This window comes from Desulfovibrio ferrophilus (assembly GCF_003966735.1).
GTDB lineage: Bacteria > Desulfobacterota > Desulfovibrionia > Desulfovibrionales > Desulfovibrionaceae > Desulfovibrio_Q > Desulfovibrio_Q ferrophilus.
In genome coordinates this window covers 804,958-828,979 of the sequence record NZ_AP017378.1, presented here as the reverse complement: position 1 = coordinate 828,979, position 24,022 = coordinate 804,958, and the positions used below count along the sequence as shown (strand labels likewise).

The following is a 24,022-nucleotide window of genomic DNA, read 5'->3' as shown; positions in this document are numbered from 1 at the left end:
GAGTCCTCCTTCGTACGGATTAAGATCAGAACAACTCTACGTTATCCCAATCCTCACCTGCCGGTTCCTCATCGCCCTGTTCATCAAATAATTCCACATCGTCAAACAACTCGACTTCGCCCTCGTCCTCATGATTGAGGACAGGATTTGCTCCCCCAAATCCAAACGCGGATTCATGCACCAACCGCTCCGCTTCCATGGTGTATCGGGACAACATTTCCTTCAAGCGCGCTGGACGTCCTTCATCGTCCGAGACAGGGACCAACCGGCGTGAAGCATCAACGACCTCACGCAGCGCAAGCCGGGCACTGTCCAGCCCTGGGCAGATTTCATCATCCAGGCGGATGGAGTTCACAAGCCCATTCATGTCGGCGCCGAGAGCGGACGAGAGTGAAAGGACCTCACTGGCAGCTCCAGACAATCTTCTGGATAGTCCATTCAGGGATTCCATCAGTTCCCGCTGGCGCTCGGCATACTGATCAATAAGAGCCTGCTTCTGTGTCGTGTCCGAAGCCCGCTCCAACTCGGAAGAGGCGTTGGCAATCTCCATCAGCACTTCTGACACGGCCTGGGTCCTGTCTCTGGCATCCACGGAAAGCCGTTGAATCGCCTGAGCCAAAACGCCCAGAGCCTTTCCCTCTTCGCCAGTGTGTGCAGCCTTGATGCTGGCATTCAAGGCAATCAATTCGATTTCCGATCCAACCTCTTCAATGTTGCTGACAAACTCCGTCATCTCGGCAACCGTTCCGGTCACGGAACCAATCAGGTTGGCGATTTCAGCGGACTTCTTCGAAAAAGTTTCCATAGCCTCCAGTACCGCCTTGGTGCTCGCGCCAACGCGGTCCATGACGGTCCCTCCGTCACGTCTATCTCCTGCAGAAAGGATATCGGAAACATCAGTCCCGATTTCACCTGCTGCAGCGGATATTCCCCCCAAACCATCGCGCAACCCGCCGACCGCAGCGGCAAAACGCTGACTGGCATTATCCAGTTGCGAGATCTGGAGTTCGGACACGTCGGCAACCCAGCCCACCATATCCTTCATCCCATTGCCATTGCCATTGCCGGAAGGCGGCTGCGGCTCGTCGGCTTCGCTGACAATTTCGACATCGGGAGCAATCTCTTCCTGGACCTCCTCGCCGGTCGAACTCTCATTCGAGACAACGGGACGTTCAATGGAAGCGCGGGTCTGAAGAATCATCTCATCAAGGGCTTCTTCAATATGTTCCACCTGCTGACGCACAATGTCATGGAACTGGAGAGAAGAGACGACTTCAGCCACGTTGGCAGCCACAATTTCACTACGCTGGGCAATATGGCTGGCTCCGGTTCTGGAACGCTCCATCATCTCGTTCAACGCGGTCAGACTGGAATCAATATCCGAAAGAATACCATCGGAGCATTCATCCTGCTCTCTGGAAAGAGCCCTGGTACGATGGCGAACAGATTCGAGCAACGTGCCAAGAGATTTTGATTTTTCGGCAATGGAGGACGAATCCTGAACAATCTTGTTGGCCAGGGTTTCCACATCATCGGCAAGGGTGCTGAATCCAAGCCCCTGATCTCCCAGACGGGCACTCTCGATACGAGTCGATATCCCGAGCATGGTCAAACTTTTGATGATCCGACCAAACTCGACGACTTGACCGTCAAGATTGGAGACCAAGCCCATGACACGCTCAAGGGCCTGAAGCCCGGTCCTCGCTTCTTCAGAGTTGTAGATTGCCGACAGACTCGCCAGCTCATTGGACAATGCCGAGGTGTTTTCAGCAATTTCCTCGCCAGAGCAAAGCTCGGTCAATGCGGATGCGCTCTGCGCAAGGGATTGGGACCGGGAGGTGAACTCCATCAAACTGGCGCCCAACCCAAGGAACTCTTCCTCTCTGCTGGAGACAAGCTCGGCAAGACCAGAAGACAAACCACTCATAACATCAACGTGGGCCGTCAACAGCCCAGTCAATGCCTCCAAGGGAATCTCAGCCTTTGGTTCTTCTATCATGCGACACTATTTTGCCCGGATGTTCGCGCGCCCTTTTGGGGAAGGCGCATATTATTATCATCACTCACATTAAGCTGATCAACCCATTGAATCAAGACCTAGAATGAAAATCGGGGTTTTCCACCCCCTTGGTCCAAAGGGCACCGGCATGAAAAAACAAGCCGCACCGCTCACAGCGATTAATAGAGGAGCATAACTAAATCAAATGATTTTAAGATGTTTTTGAATATCGACATCTGGATCAAACTCCCCGAGAGGATACAATCGGATCTTGTTGCTCCGTGGAAATTCTTCGGCCAACAAACGACGAATCGTCTTTTTCAACTCACCTTGGCCCACAACCCAGTCCCTCTGACTGAACCCATTTTGCACAACCCGAAACTGACCGATATCAAGTCGGACGAAGAGCACTGAACGATTACGCTTGTAGGTCCTGATTTCCAAGGCGTGGCGAACCGGGAGCTCAGCGAGTTTAGCCAAAAGAGCCTTCTCGATGTTCCTGCGTCCAATCATTGCTGAGCAGGCCCCTAGCAGGCAAAAAGGCCATTCTCGTAGACAACCTTGGTTTTCCCGTCTGCCAGGGTCGCTGTAACGATCTTGGGTTCCGTATTGACCAGATCCCAATGCAATGCGGAAGAGTTGAATCCCAAATCGCGCCTGCGTTCGTCACTGAGTTCCGCCGGATTTCCAGCGTAAGTCGAAGGGTATGACGCTCCAAGGGCCACGTGGCAGTTTCCGAAATCACCACCAAAGTTTTCATCAAACAACGTCATGGCCATGAACTTGCTGATCCCCGAGAACCGCTTGTCCGTCAGAGAGAACTCTCCCAATTTGGATGCACCCTCGTCCATGCGCAGTTGTTCCTGCAGAAAATGTTCGCCCCGGTCGGCAGTGGCATCCACCACCCGGCCGTCCACGAACTCCAAGCGGACCCCCTCCACATAATTCCCACCGCGATAGGAAGGCTGATCCGCATAATACACGCCACGTGTCCCGCGCCAGTCCGGGGACAGATAGAGCTCGAAACTGGGGATGTTGTGACCGGTCAAACCTTCCCAACTCCGTGCCTCGCCGGGATCGATCTCGATATCCATATGCTCGGATTCAACCCGAAACCGGCGCGCGTCCAAGCCGTCCAGCCAGCTCCGCAATTCCTTGACCCGCTTCATGGTCTGCTTCCATTCCCCAAGGGGGTCAGGTCTGTCCAGGTAGCATGCCTTCGCCACTTGCCGGGCATATTCCTCAAGGGACAAGCCGGCCTTTTCGGCCAACCCTGCGGTGGGATACAGGCACAACGTCCATGAAAAATCCCCCTTCAATTCCCTGCGATCCAAAATATCCCGAAACGGTTTCCGGGCACGGGCGGCAGCCGCTATATCCGCAGGGTCCGCATCGGCAAGATGCGTCAAGGCCTGGGGCGCCAGCAGATGAATGGAGCCCGCCACCTGCTCGAACAGATCAGAAGTTCCGTGGGACACGAAGGACAACTGCCCCGGAGAGGCATTCATATAGAAATCCTTTTCCATCGCCGCGGTCCTGTTCATGCGGATAACTGTATTCACGTGCCGCTTCACCAGACGCCGATGCAAAGCTTCCGCCAATTCAAGGGCAGGGATATCAAACCTGACAAGCACGGCGTCGCCGGACTCAATGGGGGCAGGCCTGGATGCATCCAGAGCCCAAAGCATAATTTCGGCATATTGTTCAAGCTGGGAGGATGAAAACATGGGATTTCCTGTAGCCGGACGTGCGGGAAGAACTCCCCACTCTGGCAAAATGTTTGGAGAAAGCCTTCTGAAGTAGACAACGCGAAGCGTTGACTAGATTTTGAGGCTTCTGATGAGGCCGAGCAGATGCTCGGAGGCAACGGCGGTGCGCCGAGGCAGATCAAGGATGCTGGGATACTGCCCGCCAACGTCACGTGACCACATGTATCCAGCAGCAGTCGTATCGGCGACAGTCATCTCGGCATTGTTGGTTGCTTTGTCGCGCAGGATGGATTTAGCCATCTTCTCGCCACTATTGGTCACAACCGCATGTGCATTGACGCTGTTATTTCGAACGATCATAGTCATAGTGCTCGCTTGCAATGTGTGTGTAGTCCAACTCAAAATGCCATGGCCGTTGCCAAAACGCAACCAAACCACCAGCTGCAGGCCGAATCATTGACCATTGCTCATCAGTCTTTCTCATCGGTCACTTACAGGACTTCTTTAGGGTTTCGCAGAGGATAATAACCATGGCAAAGCTCACCCCCCTGATCAACACACTTATCCTGATATTCTTCTTTGCCATCGGTGGATGCACCCCCGAGCCAGTCATGCTTCGCCCTCTGTCGCCAGAGTCCATCATCCTCGCCTTTGGCGACAGCCTGACTTACGGTACGGGATCGGGCGGTCTGGGCTTTGCTTCGCCGGAACGTACCTACCCTGCCGAGCTGGAACTCCTGACGGGGCATCCCGTCATCAATGCCGGAAAACCGGGGGAACTCTCCGCCCAAGGACTCAATAGATTGCAGCAAACTCTGGATCGGTGGCAGCCCGAACTCGTGATTCTTTGTCATGGGGGGAATGACCTGTTGCGGCGCCTCCCCCATCAAGCACTCAAACAACACCTTTCCGACATGGTTCGAATTATTCAGAATTCAGATGCCCAAGTCATCCTCATTGGTGTCCCGGCCCCTGGTCTGTTCCTCAAAACTGCCGATGCTTACACCGAAATCGCCTATGAATTCGGCATACCGTTGGAATCGACAGTCCTTCAGGATATCCTGGCCGATGGGGCCCTGAAATCCGACACTATCCACCCCAACGCCAAAGGATATGCCAAACTCGCGCAACATATTGATGCGCTACTACGGGCAAGTGGCGCCTTGCCCGCCCTTGACTCCAGCCCTCAATAAAATCTAATCGCTTTGCATAGCCCCTTATCTGCATCAACTCCCGAGTGTACCCATCCATGCCCCATATTATTTCCATAGCCCTGACCATCCTTCTGCTTCTTGCTTCGCAACAGGCCGACGCGCAAGACATCACCGTAGGCATGGACGACAACTACGAACCTTTTTCCTTTATCGACAAAACAAGCTACTCCGGCTTCGATGTGGATATCATGAGTGCCCTCTGCGATATCATGGGAATCGGCTTCACGATCAAGCCCATGCCATTTCAGGACCTGGTCCCTGCCTTGCGGCAAGGCAAGCTTGATGCAGCTATGGCTGGCATCGCCATTACCGATAAACGAACATCTCATGTGGCCTTCTCCGATCCCTATTTCCATGGTGGCCAGCGCATGCTCGTCGCCGCGAATACAACCGGTTTCTTCACGGTGGACGGCCTTAAGGGGAAAAACGTTGGCACCAAGCTCGGTTCCGACGGTTCATTCTTCCTGTATGACAACGTGCCCGATGCAACAGTCAGCCTGTTCCCCCACATCAGCGATGCCTATGACGAATTGATCCACGGCAGGCTGGATGCCATCTTCTTTGATTCCTCCGCCATCGGTTACTTTGCCATGACCAAAGGGAAGGACAAGGTCCGACCCCTTGGGCCTCTGTATGAATCCCAGCCCTACGGCATCGCCCTGCCCAAAGATTCACTCTGGATTGCCCGTTTCAACGACGCCCTGTGGCGGATCAGGGAAAACGGCACCTACAAGACCATCTACTACAAATGGTTCGGAGAATTGCCCGACGATCATTGAACCTGCACCATGAACTCACAGAAAAAGGCCCGGTCCCCAAAGGGAACCGGGCCTTTTACAAGACACCAGAGGCAGGGTGCACCACATTAATCGTGGGAAACAACCTTGCTCAAAAAGTCTCGCAAGCGTGGATTTTTCGGATTTGCAAAGAACTCGTGCGGGGCGTTCTCTTCCTGGATAACGCCCTCATCCACGAAGATCACCCGGTCAGCGACTTCCTTGGCAAAACCCATTTCGTGGGTCACCACAACCATGGTCATGCCCTCACGCGCCAACTTCTTCATAACTTCCAGCACCTCTCCCACCAATTCGGGGTCCAATGCGCTGGTCGGCTCATCAAAAAGAATGACCTTGGGATTAAGGGCCAAGGCACGGGCAATAGCCACGCGCTGCTTCTGCCCGCCGGACAACTGCTCGGGGAAATTAGCAGCCTTGTCGGCCAGACCAACCTTGGCGAGCAACTTGCGCCCTTGTTCCTCGGCCTCGGGCCGGGATACTCCCCGAACCTTGATCGGGCCCAGAGTCACATTGCTCAAGACGCTCATATGCGGGAACAGGTTGAACTGCTGGAAGACCATTCCGGCCTCGGTCCGCACGAGATTGATATTGGTATTGGGGTCGGTAATATCATGTCCGTCCACCACAATACGCCCTGAGGTCGGGTCTTCCAGACGATTAATGCATCGAAGCACCGTGGACTTGCCCGACCCGGAAGGACCAATAATGCAAACAACCTCACCAGTGGCAACGTGCAGATCAATGCCTTTTAAAACCTTCAGTTTCCCGAAGCTTTTATGCAAATTTTCAATAGTGATCACAGCATATCTCCTAGCGCGTCGTCCGGCTGGCCAAATGATTCTCCAACTTTCGAAGGCCATAAGCGATGGTCATGGTCATGGCCAGATAGACCAGCCCCACCGTAAAATAGACCTCGAACGCCCGAAAGTTCACTGCCACGATTTCCTGACCGGTCCTGAGCAGTTCGCCCACACCGATGACCATAAGCAGAGAGGTGTCCTTCAGACTGATAATAAACTGGTTACCCAGAGGGGGAATCATGCGCCGAAACGCCTGGGGCCAAATGATATAGCCCATGGTTTGCGCGTGTGTCAGCCCGATGGAGCGCCCGGCTTCCATCTGGCCAACATTGATGGACTGCACCGCTCCGCGCACGATCTCGGCAATATAAGCACCAGAATTGACGGCGATAATGAGAATGCCTGCCACCAAGGGTGGAATGCGTATTCCCAAGGCCATGGGTATACCAAAATACAAAAACATGGCCTGCACCAGCATCGGGGTTCCGCGAATGATTTCCACGTAGGTCCCAGCGAGCTTGCGCACGGCAATATTACGCGACAGCTTCATCATTCCAGCGATGGCACCCAGGGCAAAGCCCAGGCTCAAACCACCGAGGGTGATGCCCACTGTCCACTTCAGACCCCGCATCAACATGGGCAGAGTCTCGATAATCACACTTGGTTCAAATTGAAACGCCATTAGGTACCTTCAGGGATACAAGACAGGGGCGGCATTTGCCGCCCCTGAGATAAGTGCATGATCAAGCAGATGAAACTACTTGGGTTCGGTGCCGAACCACTTCACGTACAGGTCACGGTAGCGACCGTCGGCCTTCATCTGAGCCAGAGCAGCGTTCACCTTGACAACCAGAGGGCTGCCCTTGGGGAAAGCGATGCCGTAGGACTGGCCCTTGTACAGGGGACCAACGACCTTGACCTGGCCCTTGCCGGCCTTGCGCATGAAGTCGGCGATAACCGGAGAATCAAAGACAACGGCGTCAGCACCGCCAGCCATCAGTTCCATGAACATGGCGTCGTTGTTGGGGAACAACTTCACGTCCTTGGCATGGGCTTCCTTCTTCACGAAATCTTCGGAAGTGGTGCCCAACTTGGTGGAAACAACTTTGCCCTTCAGAGTGGCAACGTCGGTGATCTCGTTGTTGTCCTTCTTGACAAGGATCAACAGACCGGCGTTGTAGTAGCCATCGGAGAAATCAACGACCTTGGCACGCTCGGGTTTGATGGTGATACCTGCGATACCCACATCAACCTGGCTGGACTGCAGGCCGGGGATGATGCCGTTGAAGTCCATGGGCTGGAGATCATACTCAGCGCCAATTTCCTTGGCCAGAGCTGCCCACAATTCAACATCAAAGCCGGTGTGCTTGCCACTGGCAGGATCCTTGAACTCAAAGGGAGGGAAGTTGGTGTCAGTACCCACGGTCAGGGTCTTCGCCATCGCGGGAGCACAAAGAGCCACAGACATGGCCAGCGCACAAAGCATCGTCACAAAGCGTTTCATGTTGCCTCCTAGCAAATAATGATGCCAGAACCTCCAGCATTCCGTGATTCACAAAAATGCTGCGACTCTTGCGTGAAAAATCGTCTTTTCATGCACTGAATTGACGATTTTCGCAAGCAAATCATTATCATTCAGTGTCGTTTTGAGACATTCAAATCGCGACGATCCGTCGAGTATTCAATCCGCATTTTACGATTTGTTTGGTCAAGAATACTCACAAAACGAACTACAACAGCAACTGAAATCAAGCCCATCAATCTTCAAACCCTATCCAGCTTGAACAAACCCTCTTTTCTTTCAAAGAAAAACCCAAGCGATATCGTTAAGCAGACACCCTCTCCCCTGCGCCCCCATTGAAAACTTCCGATCAAAAAACATTGAATACTGAGGCTCAAAATACCTTCAACCGTGATGAACATGCGATGGCAAACAACAAACACGAGTCGCATAAATCAAAAATCAAAGACATAATTGCACGCCATTATCCATCCTCTCAGGTTCAAAACATCGACTCCCCCACACATAAACACACACCATTTCAGCACCTGACGGCGACGATATCATTCCCCCAACCTCATTTTTAGGCACAAAAAAGGCCTCATCAGAGGCCTTCCAGAAACTTCACTCAAAATGATCGGATCACAATTCGGCTGGCAATTCCTTCAACTCAGCCCAGGTGAAGACCGGTCCGTCCACGCACACATACTTGGGACCGATATTACACCGCCCGCAGAGGCCGACACCACATTTCATGCGCCGCTCCAGAGTGGTGATGATCGCTTCATCCGTAAAGCCAAGCTCCTCCAGAGCCTGTACGGTGAACTTGATCATGATGGGTGGCCCGCAAGTCACTGCCACGGCATTGGAGGCACTGGGAGCCAGATCCTTCAACACATGGGGGATCAACCCGACCCGGTGCTCCCAGCCAGAGGCCTCTGCGTCCACGGTCAAAGTCAAATCCGCCCCGCCTCCGGTCCATTCATCAAATTCGTAGCGGTAGCTCAGGTCCTCGGGGCTACGTGCCCCATAGAGCACGGTGATGCTACCGTAATCAGCTCGATTATCCAGCATGGTCAGCAGCAACGTCCTGAGCGGAGCCATGCCAATACCGCCTCCCACGATGACCACATCCTTGCCCTTAAGTGCAGCCAGGGGAAAACTGTTGCCAAGGGGAGCACGCAGTCCGACTTTGTCACCAGCCCGTAAGCCATGCAGGGCTTCGGTGACTTCGCCCGTACGCATCACGGAGAACTGCAGATAATCCATGCGAGTCGACGGAGAGTTGATGACGAAAGTCGCTTCTCCTGCGCCATAGGCCGTCATCTGGCCCACCTGCCCGGGGTCGAAGCTGAAGTCACGCATCTTCTGCTCATCATCCAGCACGACTCGGAAGGTTTTGATGTTTGGAGTCTCGTCCAGCACCTCGATAATGGTGGCTGGCTCGGGCAGATAGGGATTAGGAAGTTCTGTCATGAGCGCTCCATCAAGGCCGTCAGCAGGTCTCGAATATCCACACAGGACGGGCAGGCCCGCACGCAACGGCCACAGCCGGTGCATCCAAGACCACCACTGTTCTCAGGGTGATAGCTGAATTTGTGCCCCAGGCGGTTCCGCCAACGGGAGGCATTACTGGGCCGGGGGTTGTGCCCACTGGCTTCCAGAGTGAATCCGGCAGACATGCAGCTATCCCAGGTCCGAATCCGGCGCCCGGCATTGCCAGCAGTCTCCTCGGTAATATCGAAACATTGGCAGGTGGGGCAGACATAGGTGCAAGCACCGCAGCCGTTGCATGGCCCGGCGGCCTGTTCCCAAAAATCAGTATCATCAAAGGCGTCACGAAAGCGCTGCTCGGCGTCAACGATATCCGGGGCTGTTCCCATGGCCTCATGGGCAGCTGTGCAAGTACTCTGAACCTCGATATCGATATCGTTCTCCACCGTGGATGCCAAACCAATCAGGGCCTCGCCCAGCTCAGTCTGAGGGAGCGCGGCATAGCCCTTACCCAGACGAATCAGTAAAACGTCCGCTCCCGGAGCCTGAGCCGGTCCACCACCGGTCCAGTGACAGAAGCAGGCTCCATCCTGAGGACCACCGCAGGCCAGAGCGATGAACGCCGTGGCTTCGCGTCGGGCAGCATAGTACGGGTCACGGGTTCGACCATTCAAAAAGACCTGATCCAACGTATCCACGCCCTGCATATCGCAAGGGTGCAGACCAAAGACCACTGTCTCCGGTGGAGCGGATGGCACTTGTTGCCTGACCCGCGGTTCACCTGATTCGGGATCGACGGATTTCTCGTAACGAAACAGTTCTTCGGTTTGGGGCAGCAGCACCCATTTGGGGGACACGGCAGCGGATCGGTCAAGCACCACATTCTGAGGATTATCCAAAGGCCGAAACAAAAGACAGCCTCCTTCATCAACCGGGGCGACCACCCGCCTCTTGGCCATCAACGCTTCCAGCCAGGGGGCCAGACCATCGTCATGCAAAAATTTCATGCCCTAGTCCCTCTCCGGAATGGTTTCTTCCTCAGCCTTGAAGGTCAGCAGTGGCGCCAGACCTTCCGGGTCTGTCCCGGCCACATGCCCGAACAGAGCTTCGGCATCCCGGGCCAAAGCCCGCCTCAGCGCCAGAATGGGGATATCCACGGGGCAGGCACGCTGGCATTCACCACATTCCGTGCAGCGCCCGGCGGTGTGCAGGCAGTGCATCACCTGGAACAGGAGCTTCTCGCGCACACCCGAATCGGCGGACAGCCAATGCGGGCTGCGTGATTCGGCAGCGCAGTGATCACGACACACGCACAGCGGGCAGGCATCACGGCAGGCGTAACAACGCAGGCAGCGCCCCAGCTCGCGCTCCCAATGTCGAAAGCGCTCCTCCAGCGGCAACTCCAGAAAAGCGTCGACATCCGCCCAGACTCCGCCTTCAGGTTCACGCGGCGCAACCTGTTCGCCAAAATTTTCATCGGCCAAAACGGGGTTGGGATAACGACAGCGCAGGCAGCGTTCGTCAAGCGCATCGTCCAAAGCGACTTCGCACTCACCAGCAGCTGTACTGACACGAACGGTCCCGGCGTCTTCCGTTGCACCGAGCACCACACCGTCAACCTGCCTGCCCAATCTGGTCCGATCCAGAACCCCATCGCAGGACAAACCGAAAATCACCAGATCATCTCGTTTGATCAGCCCTTCGGACAGCAACTGCGCAACACTGCGACTATCGCAGCCCTTGACCACCACGCCCACTTTCTGTCCCTTCAAACGGGGCAGATAGGCAGCCAGGTTCCGCACACTGCCCCGTCCGAAGACCAACTTGTCAGCATCCTCGGGGCTACGGGCATAAAAAGGAGCATCACGTAACGGATCCGAACATTCCCGCCAGCCAAGAACCATATCCACCCGGCCCTCTTCCAGAGCCTTGCGCACGGCACTTCTGAGATCGTCGATCACGGCCATGGCTACTCTCCTCCACCCAGGCACTGGGCCAACTGCTTCATGGCAGGATCGGATTCACAGAGCTGCGGTAGAGGACCCAGCGAGTGAATACGCTCCACGAAATCGGTCACGGTCTGCTGCCAGCGCTGGCCTTCGGAGGCCGACACCCAGGTGTAATGAAAACGCTGTGGATCAATGCCCAGTACAGGCAGAAAACGCAGAAACAGCTCCAGACGACGGCGGGCGTAGAAATTGCCCTCGGAATAATGGCAGTCGCGCGGGTGGCAACCTGAAACAAGTACGCCATCAGCCCCACCATAAAAGGCCTTGGCGATGAACATGGGATCCATGCGACCCGAGCACGGCACACGGACGATGCGCAGGTCAGTTGGCTGATTCAAACGCGCCACACCGGCAGTGTCAGCCCCGCCATAGGAGCACCAGTTGCACAAGAATCCGATTATTCGGAGTTCAGGCCGAGATTCGGCTGACATAGGGCATTGACCTCCGCCAGAATCTGGTCGTCGGTAAAGTGATTGAGTTGAATGGCCCCCTGCGGGCAGGTGGCGCTACAGATGCCGCAGCCCTGGCAGACGGTTTCCACGACTTCGGCCTTGGGATCGCCCGCCCGGTCCTCGACTTCCTTGACCGCGCCAAAGGGGCAAGTCTTGGCACATTTCATACAGCCCACGCAACGACGCTGATCCACGGTGGCGACCTGTGGGTCGCTGGTCAGTTCGCCCTTGGCAAACAACCCCAGAACCTTGGCTGCTGCAGCACTGGCCTGGGATACGGATGCGGGGATATCCTTGGGCCCCTGGCAGGCACCGGCCAGATACACTCCGGCGGTGTTGGTTTCCACGGGCTTCAATTTGGGATGCCCTTCCAGGAAGAATCCATAGGTATCGGTGGATACACGCAGGGTCTCGGCCAGCTCCTTGGCACCCGGGGCACTCTCCACGCCCACGGCCAGCACCACGAGATCGGCCTCCACCTGCACCTGAGCACCCATCAGGGTGTCGGCTCCACGAACCACAAGGTGTCCGTTCTGGGGGAAAATGCGCGACACACGCCCGCGCACGTAGCGTACGCCATACTCCTCCACCGCGCGGCGGATGAATTCGTCGTAGCCCTTTCCGGGCGAACGTATATCCATATAGAAGACGTACGATTGGGAATCCGGGATGTGGTCCTTGGTCAGGATGGCCTGCTTGGCCGTATACATACAGCAGAACCCCGAGCAATATGGCCGTCCCACGGACTTGTCACGGGAGCCAACGCACTGGATGAACACCACATTCTTGGGTTCCTTGCCATCGGACGGGCGCTGAACATGCCCACCGGTCGGACCGGAGGCCGAAAGCATGCGCTCGTACTGAATTGAAGTAATTACATCCGGGAAACGCCCGGCACCATACTGACCATAAACCTTATGGTCGAACAGGCCATAGCCCGTGGCGATGATGATCGCCCCGACCTTCTCGGTAATGATGGTATCCTGCTGCTCGTAATCGATGGCGTCCGAAGGACAGATCTTAGCACAGACCCCACATTTGCCTGTGATCAGGCGCTTGCAGCGGCTGGCATCGATAACGGCCTTCTTGGGAATGGCCTGGGGAAAAGGAATATTGATAGCGCGGGTGGTGGCCAGATGTTCGTTGAATTCGTCCGGGGCATCCTTGACCGGGCACTTTTCCATGCATTCGCCGCAACCGGTACACTTGTCCCAGTCAACATAGGAGGCCTTCTTGCGAATGGTGGCCTCGAAATTGCCCACAAATCCGCTCACGGCCTGAATGTCCGAATAGGCATACAATGTGATGTTAGGATGCTGTGCCACATCCACCATTCTGGGGCCGAGCACGCAGGAGGAACAGTCCACGGTGGGGAAGGTCTTGTCCAACTGGGCCATCTTGCCACCGATGGTGGAATTGCGCTCCACAAGCACAACTTCCAGCCCGGCATCGGCGCAGTCCAGCGCGGCCTGAATCCCGGCTACACCACCACCGATTACCAGCACGCGACGAGTCGCGGCAAAACTCTTGGATTGCAACGGCCGGTTATGGCGAAGCTTCTCCACAGCCATGTGAGTCAGATCCACGGCCTTGGTCGTATTGGCCTTCTTGTCTCGACCGATCCAGGAGACATGCTCTCGGATATTGGCCATCTCGAACATATAGGGGTTCAACCCGGCACGCTCCACCGTACGTCGGAAGGTGCGCTCGTGCATACGCGGGGTGCACGACGCCACCACGATCCCATCAAGGCGATGCTCTGTCACAGCCTTGATTATGGCTTCCTGACCGGGTTCGGAGCAGGTGTACATGGAGTCCGTGGCAAAGGCCACATCGGGCATGGAACGAGCCGCTTCGGCCACGGCCTCGCAATCCACCGTACCCGCGATATTGCTGCCGCAATGGCAGATAAAAACGCCGATGCGCATGGTGACTAGCCCTCCCTCTCCAGCTTGGAGAGGAACTTCTCCGGAGATACCGCCAACTTATTCAAACCCAAATCCTTGTCAGGCAGGCCAAGGGCCAATCCGAGCAGTTGGGTAAAATAGAACACCGGCACATCATACTCCACTCCTTTGTGCGCACTGACCTGGCCCTGCCTAAGGTCCAGATTCATCTGGCACAACGGGCAGGCAACCACAAGGGCGTCGGCCTTCAACTCATGGGCAGCATCCAGGATACGTCCGGACAGCTCCATGACAAGATCCTTGCGCGGCACACCATAGGCGGCTCCACAACATTCAGTCTTGTGCGGAAAGGGCACGGCCACGGCACCAGCGGCTTCAAGAACCCTGTCCATGGCCATGGGATTTTCAGGATCATCAAAATTCATGAGTTCAGGAGGACGATTCATGATGCAGCCGTAATAGCAGGCCACACGCAAACCCGCCAAGGGACGAGTCACCCTGCTAGTGATTTCCTCAATGCCCACTTTTTCCACCAGAAGCTGCAACAGGGAGATGGCCTCCACCGAATCCTCACAGGGAGTATCCAGCAAGCGGTTGATTCGTTTCCGCGTCTCCGGGTCTTCCAGGTCACGCCCAGCAGTTCGCATATTGACCAGACAGTTGGGGCACGGGGTCGCAACCGCAGACATCCCGGCCTTGGAAGCCAACGCCAGATTTCGCGCAGAAAGCGCACCGGACAGTACATGGTCCACGCAATGGGCAGGCGAAGCTCCGCAGCAGCTCCAGTCGGGAATGGTTTCCAGCTGGATGCCAAGGGTTTGGCAACAGGCGCGGGCCGAGCGGTCGTATTCCTCGGCAGTTCCCTCAAGGGAACAGCCGGGATAATAGCCTATAATGATATCCTTGCTCACTCGTCCAAGCCCTCTTGATAACGTGCGAAAATCTTCTCCACTTCCTCACGGCCGCAGATATCGCGGGCCCGGAAATGCAGCTTGCCCTTCATGGCGGTTTTGGGGCCAAGATCCAGATCCGTCAGCCGGCGCGAACGGGCAATGAACCGGAGCATGGTGCCCAGTTCGAACACTCGCCCGTGCTTCTTCACGGAATCAAGAAAACTATCCTGAAATTGCTTGATCTTCTTTTCCGGGGCATAGCCCTGACGGCGTGACATCTGCCGCAGCACATCCATGATGCGCGCCACATCGATGCCATTGGGGCAACGGGTCGTGCAAGTCTTGCAGGTAGCGCACAACCAGATGGACTTGCACGTCAGTACAATATCCTTCTGGCCCCACTGCAGGGCGCGCATGACCTTGGAGACTGGAAGATCGTAAGCGAAGGTATAGGGGCAACCGGCGGTGCAGTTGCCACACTGGTAGCACAAGGACAGGTCTTGCCCGCTCTCCTTGGCAACCTTATCAGCAAATGAAGCATCAAATGACTGGGTCAGGTCCAGGACCGTCACAAGCCACCTCCCTGAATCGCGAGTTTCAAGCATCGTCTAAAACAAACTCACAACGGCTTTGAAATACGCTTAATTTTCGAATCGACAAAAAAGCAACTCGTTTTTATTCAGATAACAAAAAAAGGCATACCCATATTTTCGCAATCCGTCTAGCTCAATCAGATCATTCTAATCAAGCGAGTTCAAACAAATAAGTTTAATCCCGACAAAGTCAATCTGAAAATAGTTATCTCTATCCGTTAGATATTTTCTAGAGAGTATCTCCCAAAAGCCCGAGAAGCAACGCCTAGCCTGCCCTCGGTAGATATCTTACTTCAGGCCAAATCGCCCTCCATTACAAATAATATCCCCACAAATACTGAGTTCAATCATACACACCAATAACTGTTTCGACGGCGAAGCCAAATCACAACAGATTTGTCTCTCAACTAGCGCCGCACAGCCTATATCAACGGCAAGCAGCCTTAATTGCGAGCAAATCATCAAAAACAAACCCACCACATTTGACTCTTAGGCTGCATTGTCATAGAAATCACAATCGATGATGCGATGTAGTGTGGAGCATGGCATCGCAACTGGATCGAACAATCCAGTAACCAGTCAAGAAGGGGCTTTTATTCCAGAGTTGCCTTGCTCCGATTCACAGTAAGAGGGTTTCTGCAGGAGAAACTGCATCGCCAAACAGTCTCACCCTGTAATGCCGAGGAGGCATTGCCGGTTGCTGATATATCTGTTTGTTTCCCAACATTCCTTCCTTGGGGGTAGCATGAATTCTCTCGTCATTGCCCTGCTGTGCTTCGTTGGCTACGTCGTGGCCTACCATACGTACGGCAAATTCCTCTCCAAAAAAATCTTTCAGACCAACGAAGCACTTGAGTGCCCGAGTTGCTCGCTCCAGGATGACAAGGACTATGTCCCCACCAAAAAAGAAGTCCTTTTCGGCCATCACTTCACATCCATCGCTGGCCTCGGCCCCATCGTCGGCCCGGCCATCGCCATCATCTGGGGTTGGGTCCCGGCCGTAATCTGGGTCTTTTTCGGATCCATTTTCATGGGCGCGGTGCATGACTTTGGCTCCTTGATCGTCTCCATGCGCAACAAAGGACGCTCGGTTGGCGATGTGGCTTCCAGCCTGATCAGCTCGCGCGTGCGCACCCTGTTCCTGCTCATCATCTTCTTCGAGCTGTTGATCGTCATCGCAGTCTTCGCCCTGATCATCGGCATCCTGTTCAACATGTACCCGGCCTCGGTCATCCCTGTCTGGGGTGAAGTACCCATTGCCATCCTGCTGGGCTACATGGTTTACAAAAAGGGTGCAGGCCACACAGGTCTGGGTATCCTGGCCGTCATCATCATGTATGCAACCGTCGTTGTCGGTGCCTACGTACCGCTGTCCATGCCCACCATCGGCGGCATGAACCCCATCGTGATCTGGGTTGTAATTATGCTGGCCTACGCATTTATAGCGTCGACCCTGCCAGTGCAATTCCTGCTGCAACCACGTGACTATATCAACGGTCACCAGTTGATCGTTGCCCTGGGCCTGCTGGCCATCGGCGCCCTGGTTGCCGCCCCCGCTTTCGTGGCTCCGGCCGTGAACATGAATCCAGCTGGCGCACCGCCCATCTTCCCGTTCCTGTTCGTGGTCATCGCCTGCGGCGCAATCTCCGGATTCCACTCCTTGGTGAGCTCTGGAACCAGCGCCAAGCAGTGTGAAAACGAACGCGACTGTCAATTCATCGGTTACGGCTCCATGCTGACTGAGGCGGCCCTGTCCACTCTGGTTATCGTGGCTGTGGGCGCAGGCATTGGCTTGGGTCTGACCACCTCCGACGGTAGCGTGATCACAGGCACCACCGCCTTCACCACCCACTACGCCAACTGGTCCACTGCGGCAGGTCTTGGCGCCAAGCTGGGTGCTTTCGTCCAAGGGTCGGCCAACCTGATGGCCAGCTACGGAATCCCCGGCCAGATCGCCCTGACCATCATGGGCGTGTTCCTGGTCAGCTTTGCCGCCACCACTCTGGATAGCGCCACTCGTATTCAACGCTACGTGGTCGCCGAGCTTGCAGAAGCTTACAACTTCAAGCCCGCCACGACCCCCATCGGCGCAACCTTGGTAGCCGTGGGCACCGCCGCATTGCTCTGCTTCCACGATGGAACCAGCATCGGCGCAGTCAAGAAGGGAGCCTTGGCCCTGTGGCCCCTGTTCGGTACCGTGAACCAGCTGATGGCCGCCATGGCTCTGCTGGTTATCACCGTGTATCTGGCCCGCAAAAAGGTCCGCACCGTGTTCACCGCCGTTCCGTTGGTCTTCATGGTCGCCATGACCGGTTGGGCCATGGTATACAATCTGAATAACTTCATGGCCAAGCAGAACTGGATGCTGTTCGGCATCGGTCTGGCCGTATTCCTGCTCGAAATCTGGATGATCATCGAGTCGGTCATCGTACTGAAGTCCCTTTCGGGTTCCGAGCCCGAGCCTGACCCCAGTACGGCGTAAAGACACTGCACATAAACAGCAAAGCCGCCGGGTTACCCCGGCGGCTTTTTCATTCCTGACAAACAAACGGAAATCAGGGGATCAAAATCGTCGATCCGGTGGTCTTGCGTGCCACAAGGTCCCGATGAGCCTGCGGCGCATCCACAAGGGGATACGTCCTGCCCACACTGATCTTCACCGCGCCACGCGCAACAACTTCAAACAGATCGCGAGCGTGGGCCAATAATCCGTCACGCGTCGCGGTATAAGTCATGAGGGAGGGTCGCGTCAGAAACAGCGATCCCTTGGTAGCAAGCAGCCCAATATTGAACGGCTCCACAGGTCCCGATGCATTGCCGAAGGAAACCATGGTCCCCATGGGACGCAGGCAATCCAACGACTTCATAAACGTGGCCTGGCCCACCCCGTCATACACGGCATCTACACCCTTACCGCCAGTAATCTCCTTGACGCGAACCTCGAAATCCTCGGTCTGATAGTTGATCACATGGTCAGCCCCAAGTTCCGTCGCCAGGGCAGCCTTCTCTGCCGAACCCACGGTGGCAATGACATTTGTCCCCTTGTCCTTGGCCCACTGAACCACAATCTGCCCCACTCCGCCGGCAGCAGCATGGACAAGCACAACATCACCAGCCATGGCATTGAAGCACCCATAGAGCAGATAGCGGGCGGTCATGCCCTTAAGCATCATGGCCGCACCCTGCTCAAAGGACAATTCACCGGGCAGATGCACCAGCTTGGCTTCCGGGATAAGTCGCGTTTCGCTATAGGCTCCCGGTGGATGGGCGTAAGCCACTCGATCACCCGGCTTGAATTCCGTCACATCCTTGCCCACCGCTTCTACAACACCCGCACCTTCCATACCCGGCACGGCAGGCAATGCAGGCAGCGGATATAATCCGGTACGGTGATAGACGTCGATAAAATTGAGCCCCACGGCCTTATGTCGGATGCGGACCTCTCCCGGGCCGGGATCGCCAACCTCTACGTCCTCCCACTTCAAAACCTCGGGTCCACCGTATTCGTGAATCAGATACGCCTTGTTCATGGCTACTCCTGAAAGGGATTCCCCATTATTCAAGATAATACCCACCAAATCCCGCCCTGTCTACCAAGGGCAAACTCCTCTTCGGTTGATGTTCTGCCAACGCCACTCTTCATCCTTACCCCACAATAAAAGCCGCGCCCCTAAAGGGACGCGGCCTTGATTCTTTTCTTCTTTCGGAAGTCCGACTGTTGAACAGGGCTCCCAGGAAGCGTCGAGGAGCGCTGCTCGTCGCACCGAGGATGAGCGTTCACGAGCCGGAGAAGGAAGGCGCAGCAGGCTTAGCAGCGCTAAGTCGATACAGCCTAACGCCCTCCGGCGCGGGACAAGCCATTCGAATGCAGAGCAGCCGATCCGAGCCGCTTCCTAACTATTTTTTAAGCCAGCTCATCATGCCTCGAAGTTTGTTGCCCACGACTTCGATGGGATGGGCAGCGGTCTGCTTGCGCATTGCGTGCATGGAAGCCTGACCAGCCAGGTTCTCAAGGATAAATTCCTTGGCAAAACGACCGTCCTGGATTTCTTCCAGGCAGCGCTTCATTTCCTTCTTGGTCTCGTCGGTCACAATGCGGGGTCCGCGAGTGAAATCGCCATACTCGGCGGTATCAGAGATGGAGTGACGCATCTTGGCCAGACCACCCTCGTAGATCAGGTCCACGATGAGTTTCACTTCATGCAGGCACTCGAAATAAGCAACCTCAGGCTGGTAACCGGCCTCGACCAGAGTCTCGAAGCCCTTCTGGATCAGGGAGGTCAAGCCACCGCACAGAACCACCTGCTCGCCGAAAAGATCAGTCTCGGTCTCTTCCTTGAAGGTGGTCTCCATGACACCGGAGCGGGCACCGCCCACGCCCAAAGCATACGCCAGAGCAATGTCCATGGCCTTGCCGGAGGCATCCTGATGCACCGCGGCCAGACAGGGAACACCGCCACCTTCGGTGTACACGCGGCGCACGAGGTGACCGGGGCCCTTGGGGGCGACCATCACGACGTCAACGTCCGCGGGGGGCAGAATCTGGGAGTAGTGAATATTGAAACCATGAGCGAAGAACAGCACGTTACCGGGCTCAAGGTTGGGGGCAATGTCGTTCTTGTAGACAGCAGCCTGGGTTTGATCAGGCAACAGGATCATGATGCAATCAGCTTTCTTGGCAGCTTCGGCAGCGGACATGGGCTCGAAGCCATGTTCCTTGGCCAACTCGTAGTTGGCGCCACCGGGGCGCTGACCGATGATCACGTTCAGACCGGAGTCACGCAGGTTCTGAGCATGGGCGTGGCCCTGGCTACCGTAACCGATGACGGCGATGGTCTTGCCCTTCAAGAGGTCAAGATTGGCGTCGCTTTCGTAATAAATCTTCATGATGTCCTCACAGCTTTTTTAATGTTCCTATTCAAAATTACAGACAAAATCAGCCCCCGGAGTACTCCCCGGCGGCTGATCCTCATATTGGTTTTGGGAATGGGCCACGCCGGGTCATCGTCCCGGCGGGTAATCTATTACTGCATACTTCTCTTGAGTGCAACAGTCCCGGTCCGAGCAATTTCCTTGATACCAAATCGCCGTAGTAGGTCGATAATCGCCCCTACCTTATCACGATTTCCGGTGGCCTCAATGGTCAGCTCGTCCGCAGCCACATCCACTACTTTACAGCGGAAGATATCTACAATTCGAAGGATTTCAGCACGGGAGGTATCCATGGCGCTGACTTTCACCAAGACCATCTCGCGTTCCACGGCCTTGTGCTCATTCATGTCAACAACCTTGATGACCGTGACGAGCTTGCGCAGTTGCTTGATGATCTGTTCGATGATCACTTCAGGAGCGGAGGTGGAAATCGTCATCAACGACACATCGCGTTCCAAGGTCGGCCCCACATTGAGGGACTCGATATTGAAACCGCGGCCACTGAACAGCCCGGAAATACGCGAAAGCACACCGGGTTCATTTTCCACAAGAACAGAGAGTACATGTCTCGACATCGGGGCAGCCTCCTAAACGAGCAACATCTCGGACAGGGAAGCACCCGCCGGGACCATGGGATAGACGTTCTCTTCCTTGGCCACGGGGATATCCACAATCACCGGTCCGGGAAGTGCAAAGGCCTTCTTCAACGTTGACTTCACCTTCTTGGGATCGGTCACGCGGAAGCCTTCGGCCCCATAGGCCTTGGCAAGCTGCACGAAGTCAGGGGCGTAGTCCATGCATGTGGAGCAGTAGTTCTTCTCATAGAACAACTCCTGCCACTGCCGGACCATGCCAAGGAAACCGTTATTCAGGATGACGATCTTCACGGGCAGGTTGTAACACACTGCCGTGGCCATCTCCTGAATACACATCTGAATGGACCCGTCGCCAGCCACATCGATGACCAGCTTGTCCGGGAAAGCCACCTGCGCACCAATGGCGGCGGGGAAGCCGTAGCCCATGGTACCAAGTCCGCCCGAGGTCAGCAGAGTTCGAGGAGCGTGGTAGTTGTAGAACTGCGCCGCCCACATCTGGTTCTGCCCCACCTCGGTGGTGATGATGGCATCGCCCTTGGTCAACTCGTAAATGCTCTCGACCACGGCCTGGGGCTTGATAACCTTGGGGTCGTCCGCACCATTGTAGGTCAGAGGATGATCGGTCTTCCATTTGGCAATGCGCTTGCGCCACTGCTGGTGAACCTTGCATTTGCCCTTGCCAGCCTCGCCCTTCTCCATCATTTCCTTCATGCCGGACAAGGCCTGCATGCAGTCCGAAACAATGGGAACGTCAACGGACACATTCTTACGAATGGAGGTGGGGTCCACGTCCACGTGAATGACCGTGGCATTGGGGGCAAAGGTATCCAACTTACCGGTTACTCGGTCGTCAAAGCGCGCACCCACGGCAATGAGCAAATCACATTCCTGCACCGCTCTGTTGGCAGCATAAGTGCCGTGCATGCCAAGCATGCCCAGCCACAACTCGTCATTGCCCGGGAAAGCGCCCAGGCCCATGAGCGTCGCAGTGACCGGAACCTTCAGCGTGTGAGCCAACCAGGTCAGTTCCTCATGCGCATTGGCGGAAATTACGCCTCCGCCCACGTAGAACAACGGTTTGTCGGCCTTGCAAATCAGATCCAGCGCACGCTTAATCTGCTTATTATTAGGCTTGGTATTCGGATTGTAGCTACGCATGGACACAGACTTGGGATACTTGAACTCCGCCATCTGCTGGAGCACGTCCTTGGGCAGATCAACGAGTACAGGACCGGGCCTGCCAGTACGCGCAATATAGAATGCTTCGGCTATGGTCTCGGCCATCTTGTTGATGTCCTTGACCAGATAATTGTGCTTTGTACACGGGCGGGTGATACCCACGATGTCCACTTCCTGGAAGGCATCGTTGCCAATCAGGGGAGACGGGACCTGCCCGGTAAAAATGACCACTGGAATGGAGTCCAGGTATGCGTTGGCAATACCTGTGACAGTATTGGTCGCACCGGGGCCCGAGGTCACCAGGCACACCCCGACCTTACCCGTGGCACGGGCGTAGCCGTCGGCGGCGTGGATCGCCCCCTGTTCATGACGCACCAGGTAATGCTTGATTTCCGGGTGCTTCGGAAGCTCGTCATAAATATCGATCACAGCTCCACCAGGGAAGCCAAAGACCGAATCAACGCCTTCCTTCTTCATACTTTCCAAAAGGATCTGAGCCCCGGTGAGCTCCATATTAAGCCTCCGCGCGATGTCTTGCCAATATGTTGAGCAACTTGGTCTTGCCCGTCAGCTTCTTCTTCTTTACTTCCTTGACCACCCGATCTTCTTCGGGGGTTAGGTGTGACTTCTTATCCAGCTTATCAAGCTGCTTCTCATAAAGGAGATGCTCTTCCCAAAGAATCTTCACTTCAGGGTTCATGTCGGAGAGTTCTGCGATCAGTTCAAGATCCTGCTTTTCCATTGATCCTTCTCCTGGGTTTTGGTTGTTCAAGCCCTCTTTCCTTTCAGGGCCATTCGGGAGAGGTCTCCGAATCTATAACCAACGTCTTGGCGCGGCTTTTCTCGCCACGAACTAGAGCGACGCGATTCCTCTTGATTCCAAAAGTCTTGGCTACAAAGGCCACAAGGGCCTTGTTCGCCTTATTCTCCACGGCCGGAGCCTGGAGTCTGATCTTCAAACGCCCATCATGAATGCCGTCCAGCAGGGACTTCTTTGCTCCAGGCTGAACCCAGACCTTGAGCCACCAGGCCCCATCGATCTGTTCGGCGTATTCGGGCACCGCAGCCACAGGCCGCTAGGCCCCCGGCTTGGCAATGAACTTGAGCTTGGATTCAGCGACATCAAGCTCGTTCTGTTCTTCCTTATCGGCTTCCAGCATGCGTACGTGTGCATCCAGAATAGAGCGCAGCTTGATCTCAAACTGTGTGCGCTGCTTCTTGAGCTCGGAAATGTCACCGTGCAGTTGAGCCAAACGCTGATGCGATTGCTGAACCATGATCTCGGCCTTGGAGTTGGCGGCATCAATGATCAGCTGCGCCTCTCTTTGGGCGTTGGCTTTCATATCATCCATCATGCGCTGGGTGGTCATCAGGGTATCACGCAGAGTCTGCTCGCGCCCCTTGTGCTCTTCGAGTTGCTCTTCCAGCATCTGCACACGCGATCCCAGCGCATCCTTCTCTTCGGCCAAGCCGCCCAAGGATTCGGCGATGTCCTGAAGAAAAGCGTCCACTTCGTTGCAGGTATACCCCCGAAACGAACGCCCAAAAATCTTATTCAGAACATCGATTTTGGTAACAGCCATGGCCACTCCCTAGCCCATATGCATGGCGAGCCTGAACAGGTTACCCACCAGGACAGTCTTCAGGAAGACAATGCCCAGCAGAATCACAATGGGGGTCAGATCGAGGCCCCCGATATTCAAAAATGGCAACCAACTCCGGACCCGCCAAAAAACGGGTTCGGTCAGGTTTCTCAACGTGCGAACAATAGGATTATAGGGATCGGGGTTTACCCAACTCAGCAGGGCAGAGATGATCACGATCCACATATAGAGATTCAAAACGATCGACAGGACTTCGGCAATTCCTTGTATGAACAGGCCCAACGCGTCCTCCTTAAGGATGTTCAACGCCCTCATTAAGCCAAAAGGCTGATGGTGGCGTAGT

At 55.4% G+C, this 24,022-nt stretch carries 24 protein-coding genes; 3 read left to right on the top strand and 21 right to left on the bottom strand.

Going from position 1 to position 24,022, the window contains the following annotated elements:
- Nucleotides 1-25 precede the first annotated feature (25 nt).
- The 3 genes from EL361_RS03870 to EL361_RS03855 all read right to left on the bottom strand — a co-directional run bounded on the left by EL361_RS03870 (nucleotide 26) and on the right by EL361_RS03855 (nucleotide 4,074).
- Nucleotides 26-1,999 (bottom strand): methyl-accepting chemotaxis protein, encoded by a 1,974-nt coding sequence (locus EL361_RS03870; protein ID WP_126376797.1) that lies wholly within the window; start codon nucleotides 1,997-1,999, stop codon nucleotides 26-28.
- Between the two features lie 527 nt (nucleotides 2,000-2,526).
- Nucleotides 2,527-3,726, bottom strand: a complete 1,200-nt coding sequence (locus tag EL361_RS03860) for an aminopeptidase (protein ID WP_126376793.1) — start codon at nucleotides 3,724-3,726, stop codon at nucleotides 2,527-2,529.
- A gap of 93 nt (nucleotides 3,727-3,819) precedes the next feature.
- Complete coding sequence (locus EL361_RS03855) at nucleotides 3,820-4,074, bottom strand: hypothetical protein (protein ID WP_126376791.1); 255 nt, start codon at nucleotides 4,072-4,074, stop codon at nucleotides 3,820-3,822.
- 164 nt (nucleotides 4,075-4,238) lie between these two features.
- Here EL361_RS03855 and EL361_RS03850 point away from each other — a divergent pair, with 164 nt between their 5' ends.
- Both EL361_RS03850 and EL361_RS03845 read left to right on the top strand, forming a co-directional pair.
- Nucleotides 4,239-4,901 carry an arylesterase gene (locus EL361_RS03850; protein WP_126376789.1) on the top strand — a complete coding sequence of 221 codons (663 nt, stop codon included), beginning with the start codon at nucleotides 4,239-4,241 and terminating at the stop codon, nucleotides 4,899-4,901.
- 56 nt (nucleotides 4,902-4,957) lie between these two features.
- Nucleotides 4,958-5,701: a transporter substrate-binding domain-containing protein gene (locus tag EL361_RS03845; protein ID WP_126376787.1), complete on the top strand. Its 744-nt coding sequence runs from the start codon at nucleotides 4,958-4,960 to the stop codon at nucleotides 5,699-5,701.
- 86 nt (nucleotides 5,702-5,787) lie between these two features.
- Here EL361_RS03845 and EL361_RS03840 read toward each other — a convergent pair whose 3' ends face one another.
- The 10 genes from EL361_RS03840 to EL361_RS03795 form a co-directional block, all read right to left on the bottom strand.
- Nucleotides 5,788-6,519, bottom strand: coding sequence for an amino acid ABC transporter ATP-binding protein (locus tag EL361_RS03840; RefSeq protein WP_172961625.1), 732 nt, complete (start codon nucleotides 6,517-6,519; stop codon nucleotides 5,788-5,790).
- Nucleotides 6,520-6,529: 10 nt separating this feature from the next.
- Nucleotides 6,530-7,201, bottom strand: a complete 672-nt coding sequence (locus EL361_RS03835) for an amino acid ABC transporter permease (RefSeq protein ID WP_126376783.1) — start codon at nucleotides 7,199-7,201, stop codon at nucleotides 6,530-6,532.
- Between the two features lie 75 nt (nucleotides 7,202-7,276).
- Entirely contained in the window at nucleotides 7,277-8,023 is a 747-nt protein-coding gene (gene glnH / locus EL361_RS03830; RefSeq protein ID WP_126376781.1) for a glutamine ABC transporter substrate-binding protein GlnH, read from the bottom strand.
- 639 nt (nucleotides 8,024-8,662) lie between these two features.
- A complete protein-coding gene (locus tag EL361_RS03825; RefSeq protein ID WP_126376779.1) occupies nucleotides 8,663-9,496 on the bottom strand; it encodes an FAD/NAD(P)-binding protein in 834 nt (277 codons plus the stop codon).
- On the bottom strand, nucleotides 9,493-10,521 hold the full coding sequence (locus EL361_RS03820) for a 4Fe-4S dicluster domain-containing protein (RefSeq protein WP_126376777.1): 1,029 nt from the start codon (nucleotides 10,519-10,521) through the stop codon (nucleotides 9,493-9,495). The genes EL361_RS03825 and EL361_RS03820 overlap by 4 nt, the downstream gene beginning before the upstream one ends.
- Nucleotides 10,522-10,524: 3 nt before the next feature.
- The gene (locus EL361_RS03815; RefSeq protein ID WP_126376775.1) at nucleotides 10,525-11,481 is read right to left on the bottom strand and encodes a 4Fe-4S dicluster domain-containing protein; all 957 of its coding nucleotides are present in this window, start codon (nucleotides 11,479-11,481) and stop codon (nucleotides 10,525-10,527) included.
- 2 nt (nucleotides 11,482-11,483) lie between these two features.
- Entirely contained in the window at nucleotides 11,484-11,954 is a 471-nt protein-coding gene (locus EL361_RS03810; RefSeq protein ID WP_126376773.1) for a hydrogenase iron-sulfur subunit, read from the bottom strand.
- Entirely contained in the window at nucleotides 11,921-13,903 is a 1,983-nt protein-coding gene (locus EL361_RS03805) for a CoB--CoM heterodisulfide reductase iron-sulfur subunit A family protein (RefSeq protein WP_126376771.1), read from the bottom strand. Before EL361_RS03805 ends, EL361_RS03810 begins: the two co-directional genes overlap by 34 nt.
- A gap of 5 nt (nucleotides 13,904-13,908) precedes the next feature.
- Nucleotides 13,909-14,793: a CoB--CoM heterodisulfide reductase iron-sulfur subunit B family protein gene (locus EL361_RS03800; RefSeq protein WP_126376769.1), complete on the bottom strand. Its 885-nt coding sequence runs from the start codon at nucleotides 14,791-14,793 to the stop codon at nucleotides 13,909-13,911.
- Nucleotides 14,790-15,347, bottom strand: a complete 558-nt coding sequence (locus EL361_RS03795) for a 4Fe-4S dicluster domain-containing protein (RefSeq protein ID WP_126376766.1) — start codon at nucleotides 15,345-15,347, stop codon at nucleotides 14,790-14,792. The genes EL361_RS03800 and EL361_RS03795 overlap by 4 nt, the downstream gene beginning before the upstream one ends.
- A 766-nt stretch (nucleotides 15,348-16,113) precedes the next feature.
- On the opposite strand from EL361_RS03795, the gene EL361_RS03790 reads away from it, so the two are divergent.
- A complete protein-coding gene (locus tag EL361_RS03790) occupies nucleotides 16,114-17,850 on the top strand; it encodes a carbon starvation CstA family protein (protein WP_126376764.1) in 1,737 nt (578 codons plus the stop codon).
- Between the two features lie 73 nt (nucleotides 17,851-17,923).
- On the opposite strand, the gene EL361_RS03785 is transcribed toward EL361_RS03790, so the two are convergent.
- From EL361_RS03785 to EL361_RS03750, 8 genes are all read right to left on the bottom strand, one after another.
- Nucleotides 17,924-18,898 (bottom strand): quinone oxidoreductase family protein, encoded by a 975-nt coding sequence (locus EL361_RS03785; protein WP_126376762.1) that lies wholly within the window; start codon nucleotides 18,896-18,898, stop codon nucleotides 17,924-17,926.
- Nucleotides 18,899-19,265: 367 nt separating this feature from the next.
- Nucleotides 19,266-20,255 (bottom strand): ketol-acid reductoisomerase, encoded by a 990-nt coding sequence (gene ilvC / locus EL361_RS03780; RefSeq protein WP_126376760.1) that lies wholly within the window; start codon nucleotides 20,253-20,255, stop codon nucleotides 19,266-19,268.
- 137 nt (nucleotides 20,256-20,392) lie between these two features.
- Entirely contained in the window at nucleotides 20,393-20,875 is a 483-nt protein-coding gene (ilvN, locus tag EL361_RS03775; protein ID WP_126376758.1) for an acetolactate synthase small subunit, read from the bottom strand.
- A 12-nt stretch (nucleotides 20,876-20,887) separates the two neighbouring features.
- The gene (ilvB, locus tag EL361_RS03770; RefSeq protein WP_126376755.1) at nucleotides 20,888-22,588 is read right to left on the bottom strand and encodes a biosynthetic-type acetolactate synthase large subunit; all 1,701 of its coding nucleotides are present in this window, start codon (nucleotides 22,586-22,588) and stop codon (nucleotides 20,888-20,890) included.
- 1 nt (nucleotide 22,589) lies between these two features.
- Nucleotides 22,590-22,817 carry a DUF465 domain-containing protein gene (locus tag EL361_RS03765; protein WP_126376753.1) on the bottom strand — a complete coding sequence of 76 codons (228 nt, stop codon included), beginning with the start codon at nucleotides 22,815-22,817 and terminating at the stop codon, nucleotides 22,590-22,592.
- 43 nt (nucleotides 22,818-22,860) lie between these two features.
- Nucleotides 22,861-23,145, bottom strand: a complete 285-nt coding sequence (locus EL361_RS03760; RefSeq protein WP_126376751.1) for a DUF167 domain-containing protein — start codon at nucleotides 23,143-23,145, stop codon at nucleotides 22,861-22,863.
- Nucleotides 23,146-23,151: 6 nt separating this feature from the next.
- Complete coding sequence (locus EL361_RS03755) at nucleotides 23,152-23,658, bottom strand: DivIVA domain-containing protein (protein ID WP_126376749.1); 507 nt, start codon at nucleotides 23,656-23,658, stop codon at nucleotides 23,152-23,154.
- Nucleotides 23,659-23,667: 9 nt separating this feature from the next.
- Nucleotides 23,668-23,994 carry a YggT family protein gene (locus EL361_RS03750; RefSeq protein ID WP_126376746.1) on the bottom strand — a complete coding sequence of 109 codons (327 nt, stop codon included), beginning with the start codon at nucleotides 23,992-23,994 and terminating at the stop codon, nucleotides 23,668-23,670.
- Between the last annotated feature and the right edge of the window lie 28 nt (nucleotides 23,995-24,022).